Below are 18,547 nucleotides of genomic sequence, written 5' to 3'. Positions count from 1 at the left end.
TTCTAAAATAAATCATACAAAGCCCGATTTGTAAGCGGGTTCAAAAAAATGGTTCCTTAGTACCCTACAGCTCAATTCAGAAACATATTTTTTGTTACAATTTCTTAAGACTTTTTTACCATTTTGTTACCTATACCCTATGAATATATAGCAACTCTAGGGGGTTTTCATCTCCTTTTTGTATGCTGGGGAATTTATCGGTCCTATACGAGGTGGCTATTTTGCTGAATCAGTAGGAGGAGAGACCATTGCATAAAGAGACAGCCCGGACCCTTATTTGGTGTACCGGACTGTCTCTTTATCATGAAAGATTAATATTATTTTTTATGCATGTTCTCTTTGTGGTGTCTTTACGCGCTGATCTGCCTCTTCTTCAGTGCCCGGCGGACGGTTCCGCAGTCCGAGGACGACAAACCAGCTAATAACCGCAATAACGACCATGATAACGAACAGAGAATGCAGACTGTTTTCCAATACAGAACGAAGTAATCCAGCAACCTTGTCACTTAGACTCTGTGAAGCATGAGGTGCAAGCAGACCGTTAATATCCTCCTGCGTTACCCCTTGCTGTGTAAGCTGTCCGTCTGCTGTCTGGGCAGCAATGCGATAATTCAGCCATGAACCGAAGGCTGCAACCCCGATCGTTTGCCCCAACGTGCGCAGGAATGTATTCAAAGCTGTAGACGCGCCACGCAACTGGAACCCGACCGAGGACTGGGCAATAATCGTAAACACAGTCATCGAGAAGCCAAACCCCAGTCCATACAACAATGTAGACAGGAACAGCAGCCAGATCGGAGCCGTTTGGCCCATCAAGGTCATGACGAAAGCCCCCAAAACAATCAGGGTCAGCCCAATCAAAGAGGTTCGACGTGAGCCCAGGGTCAGCAAAATGCGTCCTCCGATCATGGAGCCAAATAGCCAGCCTACGGACATTGGAGCCAGCGCGAGACCAGATGAAGCGGCATCTCCACCGTGTACACCTTGAATCCATAGTGGAAGATAGCTAGTCAGTCCGATCAGCAGGGTGCTGACTAGCAGTGCTGCGGCACAGGAAAAAGCGATATCCCGTATCCGAAATAGCTTTAGTGGCACCATCGGTTCCTGAGCGCGTTTTTCGATAACCAAAAACAGAATCAGGAACAAAATGGCTACGGCAGCCAAGGCCAACAATTCAGGAGAAGCCCAGCCGATATACTGCCCGCCCAGTGCCAATACGAGCAAGAGGGCTGTCATCCCGATGGTAAAGGTAACCGCTCCCGGCACGTCGATACGCGCAGTACGCTTGCTTACCTGTTCCCGCAAGTAACGGGCGATGAAGAACATAGCCAGCAATCCAAAGGGAACGTTAAAACCGAAAATCCACTCCCAGCCAAAATAGGTAACCACATAACCACCCAAGAGAGGCCCGATCAGGGAAGAAATCCCCCATACGGAGCTAATCATGCCTTGGACTTTGCCGCGTTCCTCCATTTTGTATATATCACCGATGATGGTAAAAGTAACGGGAATGACACCACCCGCACCAATACCCTGAATGGCCCGGTAGATAATAAGTTGCTCCATACTACCAGCCAGCATACAAAGCAAAGAGCCAAGTACAAACAACGAACAGCCGATTAAAAATATGGGTTTTCGGCCAAACAAATCGCTAAGCTTGCCAAAAATGGGTGTGGTCACAGCCATAGTCAGCAAATATGCCGTAAAAATCCAACTGAGCAAATTCACGCTGCCCAGCTCGCTAACAATCGTCGGTCCCGCCGGACCGATAACCGTTCCTTCAATTGCGGCCAGAAAAGTGGCCAATAGAACACCTGTCAGCACGAGTCCGCGCTTCATGGGTTTATCGTTTGCCAAGCAAATCACAAATCCTTCCCTTATAAAAACTGTGTTGTATCTGTGCGCGGTTTGCCTTTCCAGATTGGATTATTACCCGCACTGCATAATCGTAAACAGGCGGCCTATATAGGCCGCCTGTTTTGTACGATGTATATATATTATTGTCTACATGTCGTTAATTTTTGTCAACTGTAATCGTATGATAAATCTCACTATTTTCCACTTTATAGAGATGACCCTCTTCCATGCACAGAACATCGCTGGCAAAGCTTTCAGCCACCTGCATATCGTGGGTGATGACCAGAAAAGCCGCACCTTCGGCAGACTGCTCTGTGCACATACGGAGCAGAATTCTCGCCCCTTCGTAATCCGTTCCTGCGGTAGGCTCATCCAGAATGTATAGCTTTTTGGGCAAGATGAACTGTGCCGCAACGCTCAACAGTCTTTTTTCGCCTCCACTTAGTAGGTACGGGGAGGCATCCAGTCTGTGCTCCAGCCTGGCGGCGGCCAGTAAGCGCTGCGCCCGTTCCACATATGCGGCGGGAACCGGCTCCCCGGTCCGTAAACCAAGCTTGGCGCACACGCTGTATAAACACTCCTCCCACACCGTTGCAGCTGCAAACTGGTGCTCTGGCTGCTGGAACACATAGCCGATTCCGGCAGCCAGCTGGTGAATTGGCAGCTTCGCCATATCCTGCCCCTCCCACCGCATGCACCCCTCCGGTGCAGGGAGTAGGCCCATGAGCAGCTTGCCGAGCGTGGTTTTACCCGAGCCGTTCTCACCCAGCAGCACGGCTCGTTCACCGGGCGCAAGAGCTAGGCTCACGCCCTTTAGCGCTGTCCGCTGGCTACCGGGATAGGTGAAGGTCAATCCCTTCACCTCCAACAATGGCTGCCCAGCGCGGTCTGCCGCTGAGCCGGGATTCACCTCCGGCTCACCCGGCATGTCTCCCCTCCCTGCGGGAGAGGGGAGCAGCCCCAAGGCGACCAGCTGCGCACCATGCTCGCGCAGCAGCGTTTCGGGCGGACCCTGTAGTTGTACGGTCCCGCCCTTCAAGACGATGACGCGCTGCGCTGCCCGCACGCCATCGTCTATGCGGCCGGACGCGGTAACCACCGTCCGGCCTGCCGCATGGAGCCGCCGACATAACTCTACGAAGTCGCATACAGCCGGCGGGTCCAACTGCGCAGCTGCGTCGTCGAACACGACCAGCGGCGCTTCCAACGCCAGTACCGCAGCAATCGCGGTGCGTTGGCGCTGGCCTCCCGAGAGGCGCCGCACGAAGGAGTCGCGCTCGGGAGCTAGGCCGACGGCCTCCAGCGCAGCAGCAATGCGCTGCGCTATTTCTGCCGGAGGCACGCGCAGGTTCTCCGGCCCAAAAGCAATCTCATCTTCGACGATTCCCTGCACCAGCTGGGCATCCGGGTCCTGAAGCACGACGCCAACAGTGGTGGCGACAGTAGCCAGATCAGCGATATCGGGGTCCATCCCGTACACGGTCAGCTCCCCTGTCCGTTCGCCCTCACCGGAACGGGACAATCCACCATGAAGCAGCTGACATAGCGTAGACTTTCCACTTCCACTAGCTCCGACAATGGCTACATGCTCACCCACCGCAATGTCCAGTGTCAGACCATGTAACGCTGGCTCTACCTGATCATCATACCGATAGCCAAAATTCTTCAAGGATACGGCTATTTTACGGCTAGAATTATAATCGCTATGTTCAATCATAACTGAAATATCCTCGATCCCCATTGTTGAAGATATAACCACATGCATAGCCACGGCTATGCACGTGAAGCGCGTCCCAGTTCAAACCGTTTTAACAGTCCCGTACGATTTAAGGCATCGCCCAGCACTTTCGTCAGCAGACCGCACAGGACAATGCCGCTCAGGATACGAACGACCAGTGCAATCGTCAGCACCTTCCACCCCCAATGCATATAGCCAAACATATTGGCTGCGACAATAAACCACAGCGGAACCATAGCCCCACCCACTAGCATCAGCGAAACTGCGTTCCAGCGCCGATACCGCAACAAGGCAAATACCAACTCAGCCGCAATCATATAGCAGACAGCCGCCGCGATAATAGAAGCAATTCCATAGGCGGAGCCCATAAAAGACTGCACTACCGCGCCAAATGCATAAGCAATAACCGCCGTACCCGGCTTACGAATAATATAATAGGCCAACAAGCCGTATATCATGTACAGCCCGACAATAGCGGAAGTTGCGATAGGCCCTCCCAGACTGTTTAATGTTTTGTTAATGAGCGACAAATACACGGTCATGACGCCGTTCAACGTGGCCAGCATCGCCATGAGTACGATATCCAGCGTTGTAAACTTTGCAAACATACGAGATTCCTTCATATGTATTTCTTGACTCCTCTCCCTATCTAATCTATAAGATTACAGCTCTGATCCTTGTACAAGCTGCTACTGTATAAATGTATTCATTTGCAGCCTTATTGTCAACCTAATTATATTTTACAGGTTGACAATAAGAACAAAAATAAGAGGCTTCACTTTATAAGCTCCACCATAAAACAGCCGTAGTTAATACAGCAGTCACAGCACATAAGTTGCCTACACGCCCATTGTTCAGTGTACGAAGATATGTCCGTTCTGCATAAGCGCCGAAACCTTTGCCCTCCATAGCCAGCGCCGTCTGCTGAACCCGTCTTACAGCATTCACCAACACGGCAGCCGCATACCCGCTCCACCATGATAACCGATTGCCCCACCCTCGTGGTGGTTCCTGTCCACGAACACGCCGTGCTGCCATAATTGTTCGCCCTTCTTCTTCCAATAAGGGGAGAAACGTCAGTGCCACTGAAATACCGAACGCAAACCGATAAGGAACACGCAAGCGCAGATTCAATGCCTGCACAAAATCTCGGGGATCCGTCGTCGAGAGATAGATATAAGATGCCAAAAACAACACAAAAATCCGCAACGTTAACGCCCCTGCGATATCCAGTCCCTCTGCTGTAATGACAATGGGTCCCCATGAAGCCACGGTATGTCCTTCTCGAATCGCTAGGATAGACAGTATAAAATACGGGATACCTAAACCAATCAGGAACGACATAGCCCGAAGTTGGCGTGCTAAGGTCAAACGTGCGCCCAAGCCAGCCACAGCAATCAGTACAGCCAAGAGTGCTGCTTCCCGCAGCGTCGAATCCCAAGCCATTGACAGGAGGCTAAAGCACCCCACCCATATTAGCTTACTTAACGGCCCTAGCCTGTGCAGCGGCGACGAACCGCCGTTATACTGAAACAGCATTTCGTTGTGCCTCCAGTCTGAGCCATTCTTCATGCAGTAAAGAATACATCAGCATATCCTTAAAGCCTGTAGATGTATGCTGTACCTGCCGCAACAGTCCTTCCTGTGTCCAGCCCATCGAGGACAGCAGGGCTTGCGAGCCTGTATTACGCGGGTCCACCAGCGCTTCGATCCGATTCAACCGAATCGTGTTATACCCGAATGACAGCACCAAGCGTAGCGCCTCGGTCATGTAACCCTGACGCCAATAAGGCTTGGCTATCTCATAACCAATCTCGGCTTTATAAGCTCCCTCCGTCTGCCAATAATTAAACCCACAGCTTCCAATCAACTTCCCATTCTCCTTCAGTTCTATTCCCCAGCGCAGCGCATCCTCCGTCTTCGCCAGCTCATTCAACAACTCAATCATATCCTCTGCATCCTCACGTCCTGACATACCAGAAAGGTTCATATAACGGTGAACCTCCGGGTCAGACCAGCAAGCGAACATCGTAGCCGCATCCCCGCTTTCCATCCTTCGCAGCCGAAGACGCGGACTTTCCAGCGGTGGTATATGCCCCTTACATGCATATGCACACATGTTCAATCATCCTTCCAACATTAAAATGACAATAAATATACGCTACATTTAAGCATACACCTTTAACAAACACAACCTTATTTAAAGCTGAGAAGCTTAAATATATAAATAGCCCTCCTGTTCCTAGGATTAGGAATTAGAAGGGCATCTTCTATATTATAAGAGATTAAACTGTGCGAGCTTGTCTTCCAAATCAAAATTATCGAGCCTCTAAGCCTTTAAGAAGAGACTCGGGTATTGGTGCGAGTCGGTTTCTTCACAACATCCTTGTACAGTACGCCTAGCATCGACTGAATTTCCTGTAATTCATCGATCCCTGCACCGGTAATGCTAAACATATCATCATGCGGTGTCAGAAAGTTTTCCTGCGTCAAGTTTTCAAGCTCCTGCTTGACCTCACGTTCTCCTACACGGTAACCGCGTTCTTCCAACACAGGTTGAATATCTCTTACCGTGAGATCGTTCTGATGTGCATAAGAAAGCATCTGTATACGGATAAACAAGTTCTGAACATCTGCATGCATAATTGCAACTCCTCCCTGGCCTAGGCCAACCATGTTACACTGTTTTTACCCATAGAGGATAAGCTGGAAACAGATGAGGGCAACCCTTGCTGGATTACTTTCTATACTGTTTGCCCCGCTAAAACGTATAGCTTATCCCCTTCCCAAAATGATTCTGTACAGAGGTTAGAGTACGGAGATACCAAAAGGTTACAGAGTGATTTTTCACTTGACTGAATATATACAATCGTTATATCTTAAATTAATTAACCAATGGTAAAAGCGAATTGCATAATTACCTATTTTTGACGATATATACAACAGTTAATGTAAAAATTTAATGTTAGGAGCGTGAACTCTACATGTTTCAAACCATACCTTACGAGGGCACACGTCATGAACAATTCGAATCGGTTCTCGGACAACTCCGGGCACTTATTCATGATGAATCCAATACCATTGCCAATCTGGCGAATGCTTCAGCACTACTTGGTCATTTCCTTCCAGATATTAACTGGAGCGGCTTCTATCTTTATGATGGTACTGAGCTTGTACTTGGTCCTTTCCAGGGCTTACCTGCATGTATACGGATTCCATTGGGACGTGGCGTATGCGGTACCGCAGCAGCTGAGCAACGAACACTTGTTGTAGATGATGTGCATGCGTTTCCAGGACATATCGCCTGTGACGCTGCTTCCAATAGTGAAATCGTTATTCCCCTTGTCAAGAATGGGGAACTGATTGGAGTGCTGGACATTGACAGCCCGCTAAAAGGCCGCTTTGATCACGAAGATCGTGTATTCCTAGAGGAATTTACGGCTATTCTGGTGTCTAGCTTGTAACCAAAATTGTGCATATATATGGTCTCCCTTCGCCACAATAAATGAGGGTCTGAAACCCAAAATTATGCGGCGAAGGAGATTGATGATTCATGTACAACAACATGGCTCCACAACAACAACTTCATCAATGTGAACAAATCATGCAGCAATTGGTACAACAAACACAGCAAGGAACTGCCATGTATCAGCAGTTGCTGCAACAGGAACAACAAAATGCATCCAGTCTTGAAAGCCTGGTGCAACGTGAACGAAGTGCAGCTCAAATGATCCAAACTGCAATTCAGCATCACCAGCAGGCTATGCAGCAGTACCAGCAAGTTATTCAACTGTGTAGTCAGTTGGAAAACTCCATCCGTTCCAGCAGTCAAATGACTCAGCCCGGATTTGGCGATAGCTACGCCTCACGCAGTATGCAACCATCCTCCTATAATGCAGGAAGCCACATGAATCACAGCTTCCCGCAACACATGGGGACGACTGGACAGCATTATGTAAGCGGTAGTGGCATGCAGCAGTACGGTAACAACAGCCAGCAAGGCATGAGAGCGACACAAAGCAGCATGTAAACTGCTCTACACACAAAAAGGGTGAACAGCAGGCCATCGGAATTGGCTTGTTGTTCACCTCTTTTTCAGACCTTTTACAGCCCTTCTTCCCCGCTTTGTTAATTTAATTCCCGTTTGGCTAGAACCTTCATCCCGTCTCGCAAATACTCAGCTAGTCCGGGGCGATAGCCTTCATACATTTTACTGAAATCCTCATGCTCCACATACAAGTCTCCCAGCCCGCTATAAATTTCTGCTGTAGGAGTATAGAATCGGCTTACCCATTGAAGATGACGGCGGATCAGCGCCTGTACTTCTTCACTATTATGCTTCAATCCTTTATTCATGGCTTCAGCCAGCTGCCGATGAATCTGATCAGCCTCTGCCTGTGAATCCAAATAATCCTCTTTGCTCCAGTTCTTTGTCGCCGTCTTGCTTTCCTGAATTGTTTCCTGAGCCTCTTGACCATAACGGTCTGTCAAATCACGTTCGTACATTTCCTGCTTTTCCGGGTTAAACCCTTGGTACATGTGCTCTGGTTTCATTGCTTGTTCCCCTTTCAAATGAGCCACCGTTTCGTCGATGGTCTGTAGGAGAGTATGCAAGCGGAAGACTTTGGCCTCGACCTTGGCTCGATGCTCCTGTAAAACCTCGGCTTTTTGTTCCTTGGTTTGCTCCAGCACCTTTCCAATTTCAGATAAAGGCAAATCCAGTTCCCTGTACACCATGATTTGCTGAAGCCTCAAAAGTTGTTCCTGTTCGTAATAGCGATATCCATTATTTCCAATATGATGCGGTTTCAGCAATCCGATTTCATCATAATAATGCAAAGTTCGTACGCTGATTCCCGACAGATTAGATACTTCCTTTACCGTATAGGCCATTCCGCTTCACCTCCCTTGCTTGACAGTCTAGTGTCTCACGTGGCGTGAGAGTCAACACCCCCACTTGCCCACCTTGGTACTACACTTTTACCCGTTAAGCGTGTGATGAACCGTCCCTGTGACAAGGATACAATCAATTCTTTTGTTTAAAGATCGTGATCAGACGACTCATATATTCACGCATATTTACAATTAAATTCGAGTCGCCATCATGAAGACACCAGTTGTACATGACCCCACGAGCTGCAATAAATAAGTAGTCTGTCATCTCTTCGGATGTCATGCTTTGATCCAACTCTCCTGCAGCTTGTCCTCTCTCTATAATCTGTTGAAGTATATTTTGCATATCACGACCCTTAGTAATGAAAAGCTTGTTATTAGTTGTATATAACTGTTTCACCGTCTCTAAACCAATATTCTGATTATATTCCGCATAAACTTCAAAATATTGAATAATATCCTGCACAATACTTTCTGAAGGTGGTTCATTCTTAAATTTCAATTCAAAGTAGTCATCGGCCTGTGCATACATCTCCACCAAAATATCACTTTTAGTCTTGAAATGATTATAAAATGAGCCCACAGACACTCCGGCCCTCCGGCAGATATCCTCAATTCTAATTTTTTCCAGACTCTTTTCATACATTAGCTCTAATGTACTGTTATATATATTTTTTTTAGTCTGCAGGCTTTGCAGCTTTCGTCCACTCAATTGTTGGTTTGGCATTTACCTACTCTTCCTTTCTATTCTAAACATTCCTATCCTCGATGCCTTGTCCATGTTACTTAATTATAATAAGAAATGCTATTTTGTTTAATTGTGAAAACAATCACATAATAATGTCCGCTACCGTCCTATACTGAATCCATTCAATGAATTCATTCACTGAATGGATTCATTGAAATGGTCGATTCATAATTAGGAGGCATTGTTATGAAAGAAGAGCATCGAATTTTATTTGAGCCTATGAAAATTGGAAAACTAGAAATTAAAAATCGGTTTGTCATGGCTCCCATGGGCCCTGGTGGGCTTTGTGATGCCGATGGCACCTTTAATGAGCGCGGCGTCGAATATTATGTTGAACGGGCAAAAGGCGGGACAGGACTGCTCATTACAGGTGTAACGATGGTTGAGAATGAAATTGAGAAATGTGCCCTGCCATCAATGCCCTGCCCTACTCTAAACCCCTTAAATTTTGTTAAAACGGGTAAAATGATGACGGAGCGGATTCATGCATACGGCACAAAAATATTTCTACAATTATCCGCAGGCTTTGGACGGGTAAGCATCCCTTCAATTGTAGGTAAAACGGCTGTCGCTCCCTCTCCTATCCCTCATCGCTGGCTTCCCGATGTAATCTGTCGTGAGCTAACTATCGATGAAATTCACACCTACGTCAGAAAATTTGCGGAATCTGCGGCTATTGCCAAAAAGGCAGGCTTTGACGGTATTGAAATCCATGCGGTTCATGAAGGCTATTTACTGGATCAATTTGCGATTTCTTTCTTTAACCATCGGAAAGACCAATACGGCGGAAATCTGAGAAACCGCTTAAGATTTGCCATAGAGATCGTCCAAGCCATCAAAGCCGAATGTGGACAGGATTTCCCGGTATCTCTTCGATACAGCATCAAAAGCTTTATTAAAGATTGGCGTCAGGGTGGATTGCCAGGCGAAGAGTTTCAGGAACAGGGACGGGATATTGAAGAAGGAATTGAAGCGGCCAAAATATTAGAGGAAGCTGGATATGATGCTTTTAATGGTGATGTTGGTTCGTACGATTCATGGTATTGGGCACATCCACCAATGTATCAGGAAAAAGGACTCTATCTTCCTTATAACAAAATTTTAAAAACCATTCTAAAGGTACCTGTCATTACTGCTGGCAGATTGGATAATCCAGACTTGGCCAGCAAGGCTATACGTGAAGGAAAAACCGATATGATTGCACTGGGTCGGCCATTGTTGGCTGATGCTGACATCCCCAACAAAATCAAGGCCGGGAAAATAGAAAAGATTCGTCCTTGCCTCTCCTGCCAGGAGGGCTGCATGGGTCGATTGGCATCTTTTGCAACGATTTCATGTGCCGTTAATCCGGCTTGCGGCAGAGAAAAAGACTATGCACTCGGAAAAGCAGATCAGTCCAAAAAAGTCTTGGTGATCGGTGGAGGACCCGCAGGATGTGAAGCTGCCCGTGTAGCTGCTATTCGCGGACACCACGTTACCTTATTCGATAAAAATAACCGATTGGGAGGTAATCTGATCCCGGGTGGAATTCCAGACTTCAAAGAAGACGATCATTTACTTGCGACCTGGTATGAAGGGGAGCTAAAGGATTTAAAAGTTGACGTCCAATTGAATACCGAGGTTAATCGGACTACCGTAAATGAATATGCAGCAGATGTTGTTATTTTTGCTACCGGCTCCTCTCCCAAAACCTTCTCCATTGGTACATCTACTAAGGTGTATTCCGCAGAAGAAGTTTTGCTTGGGAAAAAAGATCCCGGTGCTTCCACCGTAATTGTCGGAGGTGGGCTTGTGGGATGCGAAACTGCACTTTGGCTTGCTGATCAAGGTAAAAAAGTAACGCTGGTGGAAATGCAAGAAGATATTTTAACCGTCGGCGGCCCCCTATGCCATGCAAATGAAGATATGCTGCGTGACCTTGTTGCATACAAGGATATCCATCTCCTGACCAACGCCAAAATTGTCGATGCCAACGATCAAGAATTCGTTCTTCAAAATAAAGATGGTGAAGAAACGATTCTAAACGCAGATTCAGCGATTCTGGCTGTAGGATATACTCCTCAGCAATCGCTTTATGAAGACATTCAAAATGAGGTTTCCGAGTCCTACTTAATCGGCGATGCCAAGCAAGTACAAAATATTATGTATGCTGTCTGGGACGCCTATGAGGTTACTAGAAATATATAGTACCCCGCTACCTCCAAAGCCGTTTACTATGTAAGCAGGCGGCTTTGGCTTTTTTACCTTTGCAGCAATTGCTTAGTTAAGAGAGGTTTTTCCCCATAACCACATGATCATAAAAAGCTATCTTTTGAATAATTTTCTCCAAATTGTGCTGCGTTTGTGCCACATGTGCTTCCACTTTCTTTTTGTGGGCTACAAGGAAATCTCTTCTCTCTTGGATTGTGGCTTCTCCTTTTACATTTAGCTCAAGGTATGCCTTAATTTCTTCAATAGTCATCCCTGTATCTTTCATAGCCATAAGGAACCTAATCCAATCGATTTGTTTTTCGGTATATACCCTTCTTCCACCTTCATCCCGACCGACATCAGGTAATATGCCTTCTTTTTCATAATAACGAAGGGTGGATGCGGGCAATCCGCTCTTGATTTGAACTTCTTTAATGGAGTACATGGTTATTCCCCTCCTCGTTCTTTTATTTTCTCTTCAAGTCAGCTTTAACGATAAGTATAAGTTTTCATAGTAAAGAGTGCAAAATTAAGATTCCGATATTCGTCTAGCAGAAAAGCTAGCCCTCTCCCTGTCCTTCTTCTCTCAATTTCCCAATACAACTCCTAACATTCTCCTCCGGATGGTTCACTTCCCAATGATCCAACAGCCGATTAACCTCCTCATCCAGAGGGTGCAGCCGATAATAAAATATGGCAGCTCGTAATTGGTGATGCTCCTCGACAGGTTCATCGTCGGGCCAGTGGTACTCTTGCTTGCCATTCTCATCGGTAGTCCCTATAGCTCCATCCAGCAAGGGAGAACGGCCTTCTAGGCCTTCACCGCGGGCAATTGCTTTGAGAAAATCGGCATGCCTCATGGCAACATCCGGCGAACAACGGTACAAATTCTCGAAAATATCAAAGGCATCAATCGGATCGTATTCCAGATTCTCAAGGAAATGCCTTTGCAGCAGCGAAGCAACCTTCTTATTGCCCGTCAGTCCAGACAGAAAATAGAACGTGGGCATCTGTGCCTCATAACGAAAATCGTCGACATGGCTGATAATATCGTCCACAATCTGGTCGGTCTGAAGACCTTCACGTGCTAATCGAGTTAGTATTCGCACCGCCTTATACTGCGTCCAATCGTACACACCGAATAGCAGTATCCAAATCGATTGCCACTACAGCTTTCTTATTCTTCTTCCAAAACTGAAATATTCTCATATGTAATTCACAGCTCCTTATCCCGTGTTACTAACAATTTCATTGCCAACTAGAATATTCTTTATGAATATATATCGGAAATTCTTTATAATCTCCTCAACACGTTTCCCCCAATAACAAAACATATTTTGGAAATTACTTGTATACTTTTCAACAGTTTACTAAATATATGCGATTGCTTCTCTAAGCCTATTCTTTTTTATCATAACTATTTAGTATTATAAGGATATAAAAAAGGAGGTTATCATTTGAAAAGTACAGGTATGACACGTCCCCTAGATGCGTTAGGCCGTATCGTTATCCCCAAAGAAATGCGAATTTCCATGGATTATAATGTGGGTGATCCTGTTGAGATTTTTGCAGATGAGGAAACTGGTATTCTCGCCTTTCGAAAATATACTGGGGTGACGTGTAAAATGTGTGGTTCAACAGAACAATTAACTTATTTTAGAGACAGCTTTATTTGCGGGGAATGTATTGAAAGTTTAAAAAAGGGAATACATTTTAGCCCTATCCTAAGACCAGCCAAGTCAGCTTTATCCAACTCACAACGATCTAATAAAGAGTCCAAACGTCTGCGGCGATCGACACAACAGATGATCGAAAGTCTAAAAGAATTAATGCAAAAACACCCCAATGCAGCACAGCACGAATATGCCAAAATACTTGAGGTTTCCCAAGCCCGTATATCCCAGCTCAAAAAAATGCTCTAACTACAGCTTGATACCCTACATAGATATACACCAGAGATTTCATCATGTGCAGCTACTTTTGAACCGTGATACGCAGCATCATAGCTAACCGACAAAACGCATGAACGTCCATACGAAAATTCCACACTAGGTATAAAGAACTAGTGAATGACTTGCAAGCGAGAACGCCTATAAGCAGAAGGCTGTGCTACATTTAATAATGGTTCCTGAATTAAAAAATGACCTTCTTTAATTAGAGAAGGTCATTTCATTTATTTATTCATTTTTCTATAGTAAACCACCACACACTTCTAATGTTATTTTTCAATTAATCCACTTTAACCCCAATAATGTAAAAAAAAATTTTACAACTATGATTTATCACAAAAAAAGTAAAACTGTTTTTACATATGGTTGTAAATAAGGATGGGTGAATCTAATATGAACAGACCTGCTCAAATTATTTCTATTCTTATATTTTCCGTAAGTGTAAGTGTGTTTGCTGGTTGTGGAAAGCAGGAAACAACGGATACATCTACCAATGGAACAATACCAACAACCTCAGAAACGGTAGTAAAAGAAGAAACAGATCAACCAGCCGCCCTGCAAAACTTGGACGAGATCAAATGGAATGATGTTAAAGACCCTCTAATTGAGGATGCCATGATAGCAAAACTCAAAGCAGCAATAGCTGCCTTCGTGTCAAAAGATTTGGATCAATTCCATGCTGCGCTCGGTCCAGACGTTGGAACAGGTCACGATTACCTCTTCGATCATCCGGTGAAGTTTACTGGTATTGCTGAAGCTATGAAAGAAAATAATCGGATATTGATACCCATTGTAGGGGAACGGCTGAATAATGAAGAAGGATATTCACCCGATATACGATATACCTTCTATTTAGAAAAAGATAAAGATGGTGCATGGAAAATTGTTTCAATTGATTAACTAAATTCTCTAAGATGCATTTATCTCGATTTCATCCATGATGCTATAAACCAAATGCTTTTCATTCGTAAAGGTATGTTTTTAGTAGTCGCTAAAAGCACACTTTTTTGGGACAATGAATTTTTCCAAAAAAATATCTTGTAGCAACATTGCCCATTCCAACAAGTACGTTTGCACATATGATGTCACAAAATTCAATCTAAAGGAGAGATACACACCTTGTCTAAACATTCTTCTCATCGTTCGATGGGGCCGTTACAACCACATTTCGCGACCACTACTGAAGTGAGCAATTTTGTTAATTTATGGGGAATATTTACTGTGAATGGTCAACAGATCGTTGCTTTTGTAAAAAGCGTAGATCCCGCTAACAAATCAATGTTAGTGCTATATCCTAATGGTACACAATCATATATTGATGTAACTCAAATCAGTCAGGCACAAGGCCCTTATCCAAGTATGCCTTCTATTCCAGGACAAAGCAGTGGTCAGGGCGGTCATCAAGGCGGTGGATCGCCTTGGCCTCCTCACGGTCAAGGCGGTGGTCAGGGCGGTGGGTCGCAGTGGTGGCCTCAACATGGTCAAGGCGGCGGTCAGGGCGGTGGGTCGCAGTGGTGGCCTCAACATGGTCAAGGTGGCGGTCAGGGTGGTGGATCACAGTGGTGGCCTCAACATGGTCAAGGTGGTGGATCACAGTGGCCTTCCGGTGGATCTCGTAGCGCCAATCGGAAAAACTAATACCCAACCCTTATTGTAGCAATTGCCGTTTGCCATGAGCGAGTGTCGATTGGAACACATTCAATATTGGACCAAACAAAAAGGCGTCGCCTGCAAATGCACGCGATGCCTTTTGGATTAGCCACTGGCTACTTCGATTCCCCTAATTCTTAATCCTCTGCTCCTAAACATATTTCCATTAGGCTTTGCTGGCCATGTCTGCAATCTGGCGAAGCCACACTTTACGTGTATCCTCATCGGATTGGGGTACCGACTCGAAGAACAGATGATACATGACGTCAAGCCCACAGTATTCAAATATACCTTTGTCGGACGTCAAGCGAAGTGCTTGATCCATGCCATTGCTAGCATATTCCGCATGTGATTTTCCTTGCGTATTGAGGATAATAGCTTTCTTTCCCTTGAGCATTCCCATCTGCACTCCATTTACATATTTATAAGCAAATCCATAAGAGAATACACGGTCAATATACCCCTTCATAATAGCTGGCATCCCCGTCCACCAAATAGGATAAATAAAGGTGATTACCTCTGCCCATTGCAAAAATTCCTGTTCCCGTACAACATCTTCTCCGATTCCTTCAATGACCTCGCTGCTGCTAATCACAGGTTGAAAGTTGATTGCATATAGATCACGAACAACCACATCATGTCCTTTTTGCTTTAGCCCCTCGACTGCTGTGGTCAAAATTGCATGATTAAAGCTTCCCTCGGATGGATGTGCGTAAATAATAAGATGCTTCATGTTCTCTCCTCCATTTACTTTAAAATAAGTGATTGATCAATTACTTAACTACGTACTCCTTCAATCAACTGAATATGCTCAATCCATAGTTCGGATAAAGATACGTTTGAGTAAACTTTAGCGGTATCCTGCTCATGAATATCACCTCCGTTGCTTAGTTAGTGATTGATCAATTACTAATGATTGGCCTCAGTATAGTATATTCCTTTTTACTTTACAAGTGCTTTTTGTTCAACTTTATATAAAAGATTGTAAAAAGGTCTGATCCCAAAACAGTGTTATTATCGCTGTTCAAAGTAAATTAAGTCCCCCAGTTGGTTTTAAACAGATTGATGTCCATCATGGTGTGATGTCAAGCAATCACTTAATATGACTTTATAATGTCATATTATAAGTTGTATGCTACTGAGAGAGGTGAAGCGTATGCCGTTAAGCAGACATTTTGAAATCGTTTATATGTTACTCCATAAGAAAAAAGTGACTGCTGATGAATTGGCAGAGCATTTTGAGGTTTCCACACGAACGATTTATCGGGACATAGATGCCTTAAGCGCAGCTGGGATTCCCATCTACAGCAGTAGAGGCAAGGGTGGCGGAATATCATTGATGGAGGGTTATGTCTTTAACACCTCTTTACTGTCCGAGCAGGAACAAGATGATATCTTAATGGCCCTTCAGAGTGTGGCTACAGCTACCATCCCACAGGTAGAAGAAGTGCTAAACAAGTTGAGTAGGCTTTTTAAAAAAGACATGGGAAACTGGATCGAAGTAGATTTTTCGCCATGGGGAAGCCAAAACAGCCAGAGACAGCTATTCACTCTTATACGCAACGCAATAATCACAAACCGTGTTATAAAGTTCCGCTATTATAACGTCGCCGGGGAACAGAGTTATCGTAGCGTCGAACCTGCCAAGCTCTTGTTTAAAGATAAATCCTGGTATGTGGAAGGTTACTGTTTAAATACCGAAAGTCATCGTGTATTTAAGATTAGCCGAATGAAAGAGATTGCAGTTACCGAAATTAGTTATGAGCCAAGAACGGTCGTAGCATCTACAGATACAAAGATGAACGACTTGCTTCATACCATTGAAGTAACTCTTCACATTTCTGCTCAAGGAGCTTACCGCGTATACGATGAATTTGCCGAGAAAACAATTACTCAGAAGGAAGACGGCTCTTATACCGTCACGGCACAATTTCCTGTAGGCAATTGGCTGGACAGTTATCTGCTGTCCTTTGGTCCCCTCCTTATAGAGGTTAGCCCCGAACAAGTACGTACAAGAATATTGTCTCATTTAGAAACGATGAAAAGAAATTTAAATGATCCTCTATAATATGACACCATGTAGTCATATTATTACTGCTATGATGAGTTTGAAGTTATCGCTCACAACATACTCACCATAGGAGGTTGAAGGATTAATGAATCCACATAAAACCATGCCACCGGCAGTAGAAACTTACTTTACATCAGCGAACAAATCCCAGCTTGAAGTATTTACTTCCGCTTTCGATAAAGATGCGTTGATCTTGGATAATCATCGCGAAATCAAAGGTATGGAAGCCATAAAATCATGGTGTGAAGCAGAAATATTGGAGCCGAATGTCACCTTCGAGATCGTGGATATGGATGACAGTAATAATACCATCGTCGTAATTGCGAAAGTAGACGGAGACTTTGATAAATCGAATCTTCCCGACCCACTCCTCCTTAAACATCAATTTCTAGTAAACAACAATAAAATTAAAGAACTGATTATTACACTTCCATAAAGGAATTTAAAAAATAAGAAAGGGAAAACGAATATGCCTGCTTATGTTGTTTTTATACGTGAACAGAGTACCGATCAAACTGAACTCCAACTCTATTCTCGGAGTGGAGATACCTAGAGGTATTCCTCAACCACATTGTAAAATTTAGGAGGAATTATTCGCATGAGTTTTCAATTAGAAAGCATATTAAGTGAGTTTAAAGGCAAAAGAGCCTTGGTCACAGGCGGTACCAAAGGAATGGGAGAGGCTATTGCTAAGAGACTTACGGCTGCAGGTGCTACCGTAATAACTACGGCTCGAACGACTCCAGTTAATTTAGAAAATCCAGACCTGTTTATTCCAGCCGATATTAGTACGCCTGAAGGTGTAGATAAAGTAGTAAACAGTGTTCTTGAGCGCCTAGGCGGTGTAGATATTCTTGTCAACAATGTTGGAGGCTCGTCAGCCCCATCCGGGGGAGCTCTTATCTTGACAGACGAGCATTGGCAGCAAACTTTTAACGCCAATCTGTTTGCTGCCGTCCGTTTAGACCGTGGACTGCTGCCGGCTATGGTGGAAAAGGGTTCCGGTGTTATTATTCATATTTCATCCATTCAACGTCGCTTGCCGCTATATGATGCAACATTGGCTTATGCTGCGGCCAAAGCAGCTTTAACTACTTACAGCAAAGGGTTATCCAAGCAGTTTTCACCTCAAGGCATTCGTATTAATACAGTTGCGCCAGGCTTTATCGAAACGAAGGCAGCACAAAGTTTGATTGATCGAATTGCTGAGATGACAGGTGACCGAGAAAGTGCATTAAAGCAACTGATGGACTCGTTGGGAGGAATTCCAATTGGTCGTCCAGGACTACCAGAAGAAGTCGCTGAGCTTGTTGCTTTTCTGGTATCCGACCGGGCCGCTTCAATTACAGGAAGTGAATATAATATTGACGGTGGAACAGTTCCAACGGTCTAAAACTTTATTTTCATCTGACAATCACGCAAAAGGTGAAAAAAAAGCCCATCTAATGAGC

20 protein-coding genes are annotated in these 18,547 nt (G+C 44.9%); 9 read left to right on the top strand and 11 right to left on the bottom strand.

The features are described from left to right. Positions 1–324: 324 nt before the first annotated feature. The 6 genes from MKX59_RS24585 to MKX59_RS24560 all read right to left on the bottom strand — a co-directional run bounded on the left by MKX59_RS24585 (position 325) and on the right by MKX59_RS24560 (position 6,238). On the bottom strand, positions 325–1,839 hold the full coding sequence (locus tag MKX59_RS24585; protein ID WP_023986965.1) for an MDR family MFS transporter: 1,515 nt from the start codon (positions 1,837–1,839) through the stop codon (positions 325–327). 175 nt (positions 1,840–2,014) lie between these two features. Beyond that, entirely contained in the window at positions 2,015–3,574 is a 1,560-nt protein-coding gene (locus MKX59_RS24580; RefSeq protein WP_340859185.1) for an ABC transporter ATP-binding protein, read from the bottom strand. A gap of 56 nt (positions 3,575–3,630) precedes the next feature. After that, complete coding sequence (locus MKX59_RS24575) at positions 3,631–4,218, bottom strand: ECF transporter S component (protein WP_023986963.1); 588 nt, start codon at positions 4,216–4,218, stop codon at positions 3,631–3,633. A gap of 157 nt (positions 4,219–4,375) precedes the next feature. Beyond that, on the bottom strand, positions 4,376–5,134 hold the full coding sequence (locus tag MKX59_RS24570; protein WP_023986962.1) for an energy-coupling factor transporter transmembrane component T family protein: 759 nt from the start codon (positions 5,132–5,134) through the stop codon (positions 4,376–4,378). After that, positions 5,118–5,714 carry a GNAT family N-acetyltransferase gene (locus MKX59_RS24565; protein WP_023986961.1) on the bottom strand — a complete coding sequence of 199 codons (597 nt, stop codon included), beginning with the start codon at positions 5,712–5,714 and terminating at the stop codon, positions 5,118–5,120. The genes MKX59_RS24570 and MKX59_RS24565 overlap by 17 nt, the downstream gene beginning before the upstream one ends. 218 nt (positions 5,715–5,932) lie before the next feature. Further along, positions 5,933–6,238: a hypothetical protein gene (locus MKX59_RS24560; protein WP_028541032.1), complete on the bottom strand. Its 306-nt coding sequence runs from the start codon at positions 6,236–6,238 to the stop codon at positions 5,933–5,935. Between the two features lie 341 nt (positions 6,239–6,579). Between MKX59_RS24560 and MKX59_RS24555 the strand changes: the two genes are divergently transcribed. Beyond that, positions 6,580–7,059, top strand: coding sequence for a GAF domain-containing protein (locus tag MKX59_RS24555; RefSeq protein WP_023986959.1), 480 nt, complete (start codon positions 6,580–6,582; stop codon positions 7,057–7,059). Positions 7,060–7,148: 89 nt separating this feature from the next. Further along, positions 7,149–7,625, top strand: coding sequence for a hypothetical protein (locus tag MKX59_RS24550; RefSeq protein WP_023986958.1), 477 nt, complete (start codon positions 7,149–7,151; stop codon positions 7,623–7,625). 98 nt (positions 7,626–7,723) lie between these two features. Here MKX59_RS24550 and MKX59_RS24545 read toward each other — a convergent pair whose 3' ends face one another. Continuing rightward, positions 7,724–8,488 carry a MerR family transcriptional regulator gene (locus MKX59_RS24545; protein ID WP_023986957.1) on the bottom strand — a complete coding sequence of 255 codons (765 nt, stop codon included), beginning with the start codon at positions 8,486–8,488 and terminating at the stop codon, positions 7,724–7,726. A 133-nt stretch (positions 8,489–8,621) separates the two neighbouring features. Continuing rightward, positions 8,622–9,215 (bottom strand): TetR/AcrR family transcriptional regulator, encoded by a 594-nt coding sequence (locus tag MKX59_RS24540; protein WP_340859179.1) that lies wholly within the window; start codon positions 9,213–9,215, stop codon positions 8,622–8,624. A gap of 207 nt (positions 9,216–9,422) precedes the next feature. Between MKX59_RS24540 and MKX59_RS24535 the strand changes: the two genes are divergently transcribed. Beyond that, the gene (locus MKX59_RS24535) at positions 9,423–11,423 is read left to right on the top strand and encodes an oxidoreductase (RefSeq protein ID WP_053324616.1); all 2,001 of its coding nucleotides are present in this window, start codon (positions 9,423–9,425) and stop codon (positions 11,421–11,423) included. Positions 11,424–11,499: 76 nt separating this feature from the next. On the opposite strand, the gene MKX59_RS24530 is transcribed toward MKX59_RS24535, so the two are convergent. Next, entirely contained in the window at positions 11,500–11,871 is a 372-nt protein-coding gene (locus MKX59_RS24530; protein ID WP_076265263.1) for a MerR family transcriptional regulator, read from the bottom strand. A gap of 115 nt (positions 11,872–11,986) precedes the next feature. After that, the gene (locus tag MKX59_RS24525) at positions 11,987–12,562 is read right to left on the bottom strand and encodes a hypothetical protein (protein ID WP_023986954.1); all 576 of its coding nucleotides are present in this window, start codon (positions 12,560–12,562) and stop codon (positions 11,987–11,989) included. Between the two features lie 321 nt (positions 12,563–12,883). On the opposite strand from MKX59_RS24525, the gene MKX59_RS24520 reads away from it, so the two are divergent. From MKX59_RS24520 to MKX59_RS24510, 3 genes are all read left to right on the top strand, one after another. After that, the gene (locus tag MKX59_RS24520; RefSeq protein WP_023986953.1) at positions 12,884–13,348 is read left to right on the top strand and encodes an AbrB/MazE/SpoVT family DNA-binding domain-containing protein; all 465 of its coding nucleotides are present in this window, start codon (positions 12,884–12,886) and stop codon (positions 13,346–13,348) included. 420 nt (positions 13,349–13,768) lie between these two features. After that, the gene (locus tag MKX59_RS24515) at positions 13,769–14,275 is read left to right on the top strand and encodes a hypothetical protein (protein ID WP_076265262.1); all 507 of its coding nucleotides are present in this window, start codon (positions 13,769–13,771) and stop codon (positions 14,273–14,275) included. A gap of 219 nt (positions 14,276–14,494) precedes the next feature. Further along, positions 14,495–15,013 (top strand): hypothetical protein, encoded by a 519-nt coding sequence (locus tag MKX59_RS24510; RefSeq protein ID WP_076265261.1) that lies wholly within the window; start codon positions 14,495–14,497, stop codon positions 15,011–15,013. 178 nt (positions 15,014–15,191) lie between these two features. Here the strand turns inward: MKX59_RS24510 and MKX59_RS24505 are convergent, their stop codons facing one another. Then, positions 15,192–15,758 carry an NAD(P)H-dependent oxidoreductase gene (locus MKX59_RS24505; RefSeq protein ID WP_028541035.1) on the bottom strand — a complete coding sequence of 189 codons (567 nt, stop codon included), beginning with the start codon at positions 15,756–15,758 and terminating at the stop codon, positions 15,192–15,194. Between the two features lie 423 nt (positions 15,759–16,181). Between MKX59_RS24505 and MKX59_RS24500 the strand changes: the two genes are divergently transcribed. The 3 genes from MKX59_RS24500 to MKX59_RS24490 all read left to right on the top strand — a co-directional run bounded on the left by MKX59_RS24500 (position 16,182) and on the right by MKX59_RS24490 (position 18,489). Further along, the gene (locus MKX59_RS24500) at positions 16,182–17,093 is read left to right on the top strand and encodes a helix-turn-helix transcriptional regulator (RefSeq protein WP_023986949.1); all 912 of its coding nucleotides are present in this window, start codon (positions 16,182–16,184) and stop codon (positions 17,091–17,093) included. A gap of 88 nt (positions 17,094–17,181) precedes the next feature. Then, positions 17,182–17,532 carry a nuclear transport factor 2 family protein gene (locus MKX59_RS24495; RefSeq protein WP_023986948.1) on the top strand — a complete coding sequence of 117 codons (351 nt, stop codon included), beginning with the start codon at positions 17,182–17,184 and terminating at the stop codon, positions 17,530–17,532. A gap of 162 nt (positions 17,533–17,694) precedes the next feature. Then, the gene (locus MKX59_RS24490) at positions 17,695–18,489 is read left to right on the top strand and encodes an SDR family oxidoreductase (protein WP_340859167.1); all 795 of its coding nucleotides are present in this window, start codon (positions 17,695–17,697) and stop codon (positions 18,487–18,489) included. The last annotated feature ends 58 nt before the right edge of the window (positions 18,490–18,547 follow it).

Source organism: Paenibacillus sp. FSL R7-0340 (assembly GCF_038002205.1).
GTDB classification, from domain to species: Bacteria; Bacillota; Bacilli; order Paenibacillales; family Paenibacillaceae; genus Paenibacillus; species Paenibacillus polymyxa_B.
This window is presented reverse-complemented; position numbering and strand designations above follow the sequence as displayed.

Bases quoted from the DNA above. Each gene is read 5' to 3' on its own strand.
- MKX59_RS24490 (WP_340859167.1), top strand. From the start codon at position 17,695: ATGAGTTTTCAATTAGAAAGCATATTAAGTGAGTTTAAAGGCAAAAGA.
- MKX59_RS24580 (WP_340859185.1), bottom strand. From the start codon at position 3,574: ATGATTGAACATAGCGATTATAATTCTAGCCGTAAAATAGCCGTATCC.
- MKX59_RS24585 (WP_023986965.1), bottom strand. From the start codon at position 1,839: ATGAAGCGCGGACTCGTGCTGACAGGTGTTCTATTGGCCACTTTTCTG.
- MKX59_RS24570 (WP_023986962.1), bottom strand. From the start codon at position 5,134: ATGCTGTTTCAGTATAACGGCGGTTCGTCGCCGCTGCACAGGCTAGGG.
- MKX59_RS24575 (WP_023986963.1), bottom strand. From the start codon at position 4,218: ATGAAGGAATCTCGTATGTTTGCAAAGTTTACAACGCTGGATATCGTA.
- MKX59_RS24515 (WP_076265262.1), top strand. From the start codon at position 13,769: ATGAACAGACCTGCTCAAATTATTTCTATTCTTATATTTTCCGTAAGT.
- MKX59_RS24495 (WP_023986948.1), top strand. From the start codon at position 17,182: ATGAATCCACATAAAACCATGCCACCGGCAGTAGAAACTTACTTTACA.
- MKX59_RS24535 (WP_053324616.1), top strand. From the start codon at position 9,423: ATGAAAGAAGAGCATCGAATTTTATTTGAGCCTATGAAAATTGGAAAA.
- MKX59_RS24560 (WP_028541032.1), bottom strand. From the start codon at position 6,238: ATGCATGCAGATGTTCAGAACTTGTTTATCCGTATACAGATGCTTTCT.
- MKX59_RS24505 (WP_028541035.1), bottom strand. From the start codon at position 15,758: ATGAAGCATCTTATTATTTACGCACATCCATCCGAGGGAAGCTTTAAT.
- MKX59_RS24540 (WP_340859179.1), bottom strand. From the start codon at position 9,215: ATGCCAAACCAACAATTGAGTGGACGAAAGCTGCAAAGCCTGCAGACT.
- MKX59_RS24550 (WP_023986958.1), top strand. From the start codon at position 7,149: ATGTACAACAACATGGCTCCACAACAACAACTTCATCAATGTGAACAA.
- MKX59_RS24555 (WP_023986959.1), top strand. From the start codon at position 6,580: ATGTTTCAAACCATACCTTACGAGGGCACACGTCATGAACAATTCGAA.
- MKX59_RS24545 (WP_023986957.1), bottom strand. From the start codon at position 8,488: ATGGCCTATACGGTAAAGGAAGTATCTAATCTGTCGGGAATCAGCGTA.
- MKX59_RS24500 (WP_023986949.1), top strand. From the start codon at position 16,182: ATGCCGTTAAGCAGACATTTTGAAATCGTTTATATGTTACTCCATAAG.
- MKX59_RS24565 (WP_023986961.1), bottom strand. From the start codon at position 5,714: ATGTGTGCATATGCATGTAAGGGGCATATACCACCGCTGGAAAGTCCG.
- MKX59_RS24530 (WP_076265263.1), bottom strand. From the start codon at position 11,871: ATGTACTCCATTAAAGAAGTTCAAATCAAGAGCGGATTGCCCGCATCC.